A 6,118-nucleotide genomic window follows, 5' to 3' on the forward strand; every position below is an offset into this window, starting at 1 on the left:
GCAGCAGCAGGCAGAGCGTCTAGCCCAGCGTCTCGGCGATCCCCTTCTCCTGCAGGAAGCCGCGGAAGACGATGGCCTCGTCCAGCCCGCGCCGGGTCACCTCGGCCCGCAGCTCGGCCTCCAGCGGGCCGGAGCCGCAGAGATGGAGCGGGCGGGCGGCCGGACCGGCGAGCTTGCGGTAGATGTCGTAGGCCTCGACCGCCCGGAAGAGGTTCTTCTTCGGGACGAAGCGCGCGATGATGGTGAAGTGGCGGTCGGCGAAGGGAACGCCACCGGGGGCCGGCTCCATCCCCGACAGCCGGCGGATTCGGTCGAGCGACAGCGTGTCATAGCCGATATAGAGCCGCTCCTTCGGCAGCCCCAGCAGGCGGAAATAATCCACCGTGCGGTGGCTGCCGCCGATCCCCGCCTGATAGGGGGCGTAGAAGACGCTCTTGACCATCTCCCGCCACAGGACGCGCGGCTTGTCGTCGTATTTGGAGGCGTTCATGTTGATGACCTTGCGTCCCATCAGCCGCATGGTCAGGGCGAGCGCGAAAACGTCCGGATCCTCGTAATGGCACAGGAAGACGTAGCGGGCGTCGGCACGCCGGCATTCGCGCAGCAGGGCGCGGTACACCGTGGCGGTCGACAGGTCGGCCTTCGACTGGCCGGGGAACAGGGTGATCTTGCGGAAATTCTGCCCGGTCCCGGTCGAGTCCCAGGCGTAGGTGTGCGATTTCGACCCGACCTCCAGCCCGATCACGTCATAGGCATGGCCGAGCCGGCGGCCGACCGCTTCCAGCCGGTCCATGTGGTAGGGACCGAACATCTCCCAACTGAAGACCAGCGCGGGCTTCTTCATGCTGCCTCTCCCAACAGAAGGCGGGCGTAGCGGTCGAGCGCCACGGCGCGGGTGGCGTTCGCCTCCACCCAGGCGCGGCCACGGCGGCCCATGGCGGTGGCGCGGGCGGGGTCGGACAGCAGCGCCGCCACCGCTTCCGCCATCGCCCGCGGCTCTTCCGGCGGGGTACAGAGGAAGGCGCCGACCTGCGCCTCCAGCGTGGCGAGCGCCGATCCCGGCAGGCAGGTGCTGACGAAGGGCCGGCCGGCGGCGAGGATGGTCACCGCCTTGCCGGGCATGGCGAAGGCCGCCCCCTCGGGCCGCTGCGGCACGAGGTGGACATCGCCCTCCGCCATCGCCTCGTTCAGCTGGTCCTTCGGCGCCAGCGGCTGGAAGATCACATTGCCCAACCCCATGGCGCGGGCGCGCGCCTTCAGCTCCTCTTCCAGGCCGCCCTGCCCGCGCAGCTTGATGCGGGCCTGCGGCATCAGCTCCGCCAGATGACCGGCCATGTCCAGCACCTGCTCCAGCCCCTGCTTGCGGGCGAAGGCGCCGCTGTAGAGCGCGGTCGGCGGCTGGTCGGGACGCGGCAGCGGAAAGACGGCGTCGGCATCGACATGGGGCGGGATCACATGGATCGGCCGGGTGACGCCCAGTTCCTCCAGCACGCCGCGCATCGGTTCCGACAGCACCACGATGGCGTCGGCACCGTTCAGTGCGGTGCGCTCCATGGCGCGGATCGCCTTGACCGCCGCCTTGCCGCCCATGCCCAGCGCGCCGGCAAGGCCGGACTGGATGTCATGGACGATGGCGATGTGACGGCCGCCCGGCGCCTTGAAGCGGTTGGCGATGGCCACCGACAGGATCGACGGGCAGAGCGACAGCACGGCGGCATGCCTTCCGACCCGGCCGCGGGCGCGGGCGGCGGCGAAGCCGGCATGCAGCACGCCTTCATGGACCAGCCGGGCCTTCATGCCGCCGCCGGCCGGCGGGATGGTGTGCAGGCGCTCGATCAGCACCCCGTCCACCGTCCTGCTGTCCTGCGAGCCGTCGGCATAGCCGTCATAGACCTTGTTGCCGGGATAGTTGGGGCGCGCGGTCAGCACCGTGGTCTCCGCCCCGGCCGCCGCGAAGGCGGTGGCGAGGTCGGTCATCATCGGCGCGCTGCCGGCCGGTTCCGGCCAATAGCTCTGCGCCACGAGCAGCAGTTCTTCCGGCACGGGCACGTCCGCCAGGGAAAGCGCGCCCGCTGAAGCCTTGGAAGCCGGCCGGTCGGAAACCGGCGGCCGCAGATGGATGGAATCGTCCGGCATCGGGGCTTACTCCGCCGCCTGCTTGGGGACTTGGCGGCGCTCCGGAGCGGCATTCTCCAGGAACCAGTCGTAGGTGCGGCGCAGCCCCTCCTCCAGCGACACCTTCGGGCGCCAGCCGGTGGCGAACAGGCGCGACACGTCCATCAGCTTGCGCGGGTGACCATCGGGCTTGCTCAAATCGTGGGTCAGCGTGCCGGTGTAGCCGACAGTGTCGCGGATCAGGGCGGCGAGGGAGGATATGGCGATGTCGTCGCCGGGGCCGACATTGATGATCTCCCCGCTGTCGTAATGGTCCATCAGATGGATGCAGGCGTCCGCCATGTCGTCGACATAGAGGAACTCGCGCCGCGGCGTGCCGGTGCCCCACAGGGTGACCGTCGGGTCGCCGGCCAGCTTGGCGTCGTGGAAGCGGCGGATCATGCCGGGCAGGGCGTGGGAGGTCTCCGGATCGAAATGGTCGCCGGGGCCGTACAGGTTGGACGGCATGGCGCAGATGGCGTTGAAGCCGTACTGGCGCCGGTAGGCCTGGCACATGGTGATGCCGGCGATCTTGGCGACGGCGTAGGGCTTGTTGCTCGGCTCCATCTCGCCGGACAGCAGCGCCTCCTCCTTGATCGGCTGTTCCGCATGCTTCGGATAGAGGCAGGAGGAGCCGAGGAACAGCAGCTTTTTCACGCCGGCACGCCAGGCGGCGTCGATGACGTTGTTCTGGATCAGCAGGTTGTCGCGGATGAAATCGCCGCCGAAGCGGTCGTTGGCGAGGATGCCGCCCACCTTCGCCGCGGCCAGGATCACCTGGTCGATGCCCTCGCGGTCGAAGAAGGCGCGCACCGCGGCCTGATCGGTCAGGTCGAGCTGCGACCGGTCGCGGATCACGAGGTCGGTGTGCCCGGCCTCGGTCAGCCGCCGCAAAATGGCGGATCCGACGAGTCCCCGGTGTCCGGCGACGAAGATGCGGCTGTTGCGGTCCATGCGGGCCGTCTCCTTAAAATCTTGCGTGCGAACGAATGCCTTGTCGGCCGTCATCCCCGCGAAGGCGGGGATGACTCATGGGAACGTGACCGCAGTCACGCTTCCACTACTCCGCCGCCTGCCCCATGCGACCCAGGTCAGCCCGCGCCCGCTCGGCGTACCACTCCACCACGCCGGGCAAACCGGCGGAGAGCGGGATGCGCGGGGTGAAGCCCAGCGCGGTCAGCTTGGCGATGTCGGGGCTGCGGCGGTCGGTGCCGCCGGGGGCGGCCGGGCCGGGCATCACCTGCGCCTCGCGGCCGAGGCAGGCGACCGTCTGGCGGGCGAGGTCGGCGATGGTGACCTCCTCCGGGTTGCCGACATGGTAGATGCCGAGATGCGCGCCCTTGTCGACCACCGTCACGATGCCGTCGATGGCGTCGTCGATGTGGACGAAGGCGCGGGTCTGGCGGCCGTCGCCCTGGATCTTGAAGGGCACCGTCCCGCTCGGGTGGCTGGCGACGGCCTCCACCGCGCGGCGGGAGAATTCCGGCACCACATGCTCCCAGCCCATGTCGGGGCCGTAGACATTGTGCGGGCGGAAGATCGCCACGCGGTCGAAGCCGCTGCGGCCCCAGTTCACCGCCAGCAGCTCCGAGATCAGCTTGGAGCCGCCGTAGCTGTAGCGGGCGTTCAGCACGTCCGGCACCACCAGCGGCACCTCCTCCGGCGTCGGCACCATCGGCGGGGTCTGGTAGGCTTCCGACGAGGAGGCGACGACCAGATCGCCCACACCGTCGGCGCGGCAGGCGTCCAGTACGTTCAGCATGCCGCGCACGCCGACGTCCAGCACCACCTCCGGCTTCTCGTAGAAATGCTTGGTGCCGTTGACGGCGGCCAGATGCAGCACGCCGTCGACGCCACGCACCGCCTCGCGCACGGCGTCCGGGTTGCGGATGTCGCCCTGGACGAACTCCACGTCGTCTAGCACGCCGGCCAGCCGCCCGGTGTGCCCGCGCGAATTGTCGTCCAGCACGCGGACGCGGTGGCCGTCACGAACCAGACGGTGGACCAGGGCGGCGCCGATGAAGCCGCTGCCGCCGGTGACGAGATAGTGTTTCATGTCGGTCAAATTCCTCTTCCCAAACCGCTTGGCCAAACCGCTTAACTGGCCCCGGATTTCGTCAGGCCACATGCGCGTAGCGGGCGGCGCCATGGCTGCCGAGCGCCACGTAGGCGGTGCCGTCCGGCAGGTCGACATCGCGGCTGTTGAAGTTGTTCCAGAAGTCGTAGATCACGCCCGGACGGTCCATCCGCTGGGCCAGATCCGGCAGCGGCATCGAGGTGAAGACCGGGTGGTTGTTCAGGATCACCGCCAGGTTGGCGCCGGACACCGCCTCGGCCATGTTGGCCGCCGGCTCCAGCCCGAAGCTGCGGATGTCGTCGGGGCGCACCACCGCGTCGAAGCCGCGCAGGCGGGCGGAGGGGAAGCGCTGGCGCAGCTCCTCCAGCACCGGCTTGGCCATGGTGCCGCGCAGGTCGTCGGTCGCCGGCCGGCCCTTGAAGGCCAGGCCCATCAGGCTGATGGTCGGCGCCTGCGGGAAGCCCTGCATCGAATGGGCGAGCTTGCCGAGGAAATCGGCGACCTCGATGGGCTGGCTTTCGTTGACCAGACGGCCGGCGGCGGTGATCGCCATGTCGACACCGACCTCGCGCGCCGCCTCGATCAGGATGTGGGGATCCTTCTCCAGGCAGGGGCCGCCGACCGGGCCGGGCAGCGGCAGGTTGGTGCGCGGATAGCCGAGCTTGCCGGCACGCGCCACCTCGACCGCCGAGATCTCCATGGCGTTGCACAGCTTGGCGATCTCGTTGGAGAAGGCGAAGGTGACGTCGCGGTAGGTGTTGTCGACCAGCTTGATCAGCTCCGCCGTCTCCAGGGTGGAGACCTTGACGGTGGTCGGCGTCAGGAAGCCGAAGATCTGCGCCGCACGGGTGGCGACGTCGAGGCTCTCGGCGCCGATGATCTGCGGCAGCTGGTTCAGCTCCAGCAGCGCCTGGCCTTCCAGCGTGCGTTCGGGGCAGAAGGCGATGTCGAACTGCTTGCCGGTGGCGCGCAGGATCGGCGCCACGATGTTGCGGGTGGTGCCCAGCTTCACGGTGGAGCGCAGGATGACCAGGTCGCCGTCATGCAGGCTGGCGGCGACCTGGCGGGTGGCCGCCTCGATCATGTCGGTGCGGACCCGGCCGTCCTTGCTGAGCGGCGTGCCGACCGTGATGATGAAGACGCTGGCCTTGCCGCAATCCTCCTGATTGCGGCTGAAGGTGAGCCGGCCGCGTGCGATGACGTGGCGCAGCTTCTCCGTCAGGCCCGGCTCGTGGAAGTGCGGGTTGCCCTGGCCGAGCTTGTCGAGCACGTCCTGCCGCACCTCGACCCCATGCACCTGGAAGCCGGCGTCCGCCATCGCCACCGCCAGCGTCAGGCCGACATAGCCGAGCCCGAGGACGCAGACGTTACGATCGGAAAAAGTCTTGGGAAGCATCGTCGCTCCTGCCGTTTGCTGAGGCCCCGCCACCGGCGGCGGGTTGCCGAAAGTTTGGAGACGCCCCGGCCGCCATGCCCTGTTGCCAAGCAGGCAGACGGAGAAACCTCGAAATTCGAAATTGTTTTCTTATTGTGACTTCGCCGTGACGATGAAGTACCTCGTAACTGGCGTTGCCGGACAGCGGGCGTGTCCACGATGGCGTGAACCGTCGCGCCTGTCAAAACAGAGGATGACTGCCATGCAGCCGACCGAGACGATCCTTGTTGAAACCTCGACCGTCGGATGCGACGGCGGCGGCGGCGCGCTGGGCCATCCGCTGGTCTATCTGACGCTGGACCGTGAAGGCCAGGTCGAATGCCCCTATTGCTCGCGCCTGTTCAAGCTGAAGGAAGGCGCCAAGGTCGCCCACGGGCACTGACAGGGTGCGGAAAAAGGCTTTTGCGTCGCGAGGGAGGGGGCTTTCGGCAAGATAGGAAAGGCCGAGCAAG

6 protein-coding genes are annotated in these 6,118 nt (G+C 68.7%); 1 reads left to right on the forward strand and 5 read right to left on the reverse strand.

Annotated elements, in window-relative coordinates:
- Positions 1-19: 19 nt before the first annotated feature.
- From I71_RS11560 to I71_RS11580, 5 genes are all read right to left on the reverse strand, one after another.
- Positions 20-844, reverse strand: coding sequence for a glycosyl transferase family 1 (locus I71_RS11560; RefSeq protein WP_042695014.1), 825 nt, complete (start codon positions 842-844; stop codon positions 20-22).
- On the reverse strand, positions 841-2,136 hold the full coding sequence (locus I71_RS11565) for a glycosyltransferase family 4 protein (protein ID WP_042695009.1): 1,296 nt from the start codon (positions 2,134-2,136) through the stop codon (positions 841-843). The genes I71_RS11560 and I71_RS11565 overlap by 4 nt, the downstream gene beginning before the upstream one ends.
- 6 nt (positions 2,137-2,142) lie before the next feature.
- Positions 2,143-3,108 carry a GDP-L-fucose synthase gene (locus I71_RS11570; RefSeq protein WP_042695010.1) on the reverse strand — a complete coding sequence of 322 codons (966 nt, stop codon included), beginning with the start codon at positions 3,106-3,108 and terminating at the stop codon, positions 2,143-2,145.
- Between the two features lie 106 nt (positions 3,109-3,214).
- Positions 3,215-4,210: an NAD(P)-dependent oxidoreductase gene (locus I71_RS11575; RefSeq protein WP_042695011.1), complete on the reverse strand. Its 996-nt coding sequence runs from the start codon at positions 4,208-4,210 to the stop codon at positions 3,215-3,217.
- A gap of 61 nt (positions 4,211-4,271) precedes the next feature.
- Positions 4,272-5,627 (reverse strand): nucleotide sugar dehydrogenase, encoded by a 1,356-nt coding sequence (locus I71_RS11580; RefSeq protein WP_042695012.1) that lies wholly within the window; start codon positions 5,625-5,627, stop codon positions 4,272-4,274.
- 232 nt (positions 5,628-5,859) lie between these two features.
- Here I71_RS11580 and I71_RS11585 point away from each other — a divergent pair, with 232 nt between their 5' ends.
- A complete protein-coding gene (locus tag I71_RS11585) occupies positions 5,860-6,048 on the forward strand; it encodes a zinc-finger domain-containing protein (RefSeq protein WP_042695013.1) in 189 nt (62 codons plus the stop codon).
- Positions 6,049-6,118 lie beyond the last annotated feature (70 nt).

This window comes from Azospirillum sp. B506 (genome assembly GCF_000333595.1).
Taxonomy (GTDB): Bacteria; Pseudomonadota; Alphaproteobacteria; order Azospirillales; family Azospirillaceae; genus Azospirillum.

What these genes read in the sequence shown, in the direction of transcription:
- I71_RS11560 (WP_042695014.1), bottom strand. Translation starts at nt 844, where the DNA reads ATGAAGAAGCCCGCGCTGGTCTTCAGTTGGGAGATGTTCGGTCCCTAC.
- I71_RS11565 (WP_042695009.1), bottom strand. Translation starts at nt 2,136, where the DNA reads ATGCCGGACGATTCCATCCATCTGCGGCCGCCGGTTTCCGACCGGCCG.
- I71_RS11570 (WP_042695010.1), bottom strand. Translation starts at nt 3,108, where the DNA reads ATGGACCGCAACAGCCGCATCTTCGTCGCCGGACACCGGGGACTCGTC.
- I71_RS11575 (WP_042695011.1), bottom strand. Translation starts at nt 4,210, where the DNA reads ATGAAACACTATCTCGTCACCGGCGGCAGCGGCTTCATCGGCGCCGCC.
- I71_RS11580 (WP_042695012.1), bottom strand. Translation starts at nt 5,627, where the DNA reads ATGCTTCCCAAGACTTTTTCCGATCGTAACGTCTGCGTCCTCGGGCTC.
- I71_RS11585 (WP_042695013.1), top strand. Translation starts at nt 5,860, where the DNA reads ATGACTGCCATGCAGCCGACCGAGACGATCCTTGTTGAAACCTCGACC.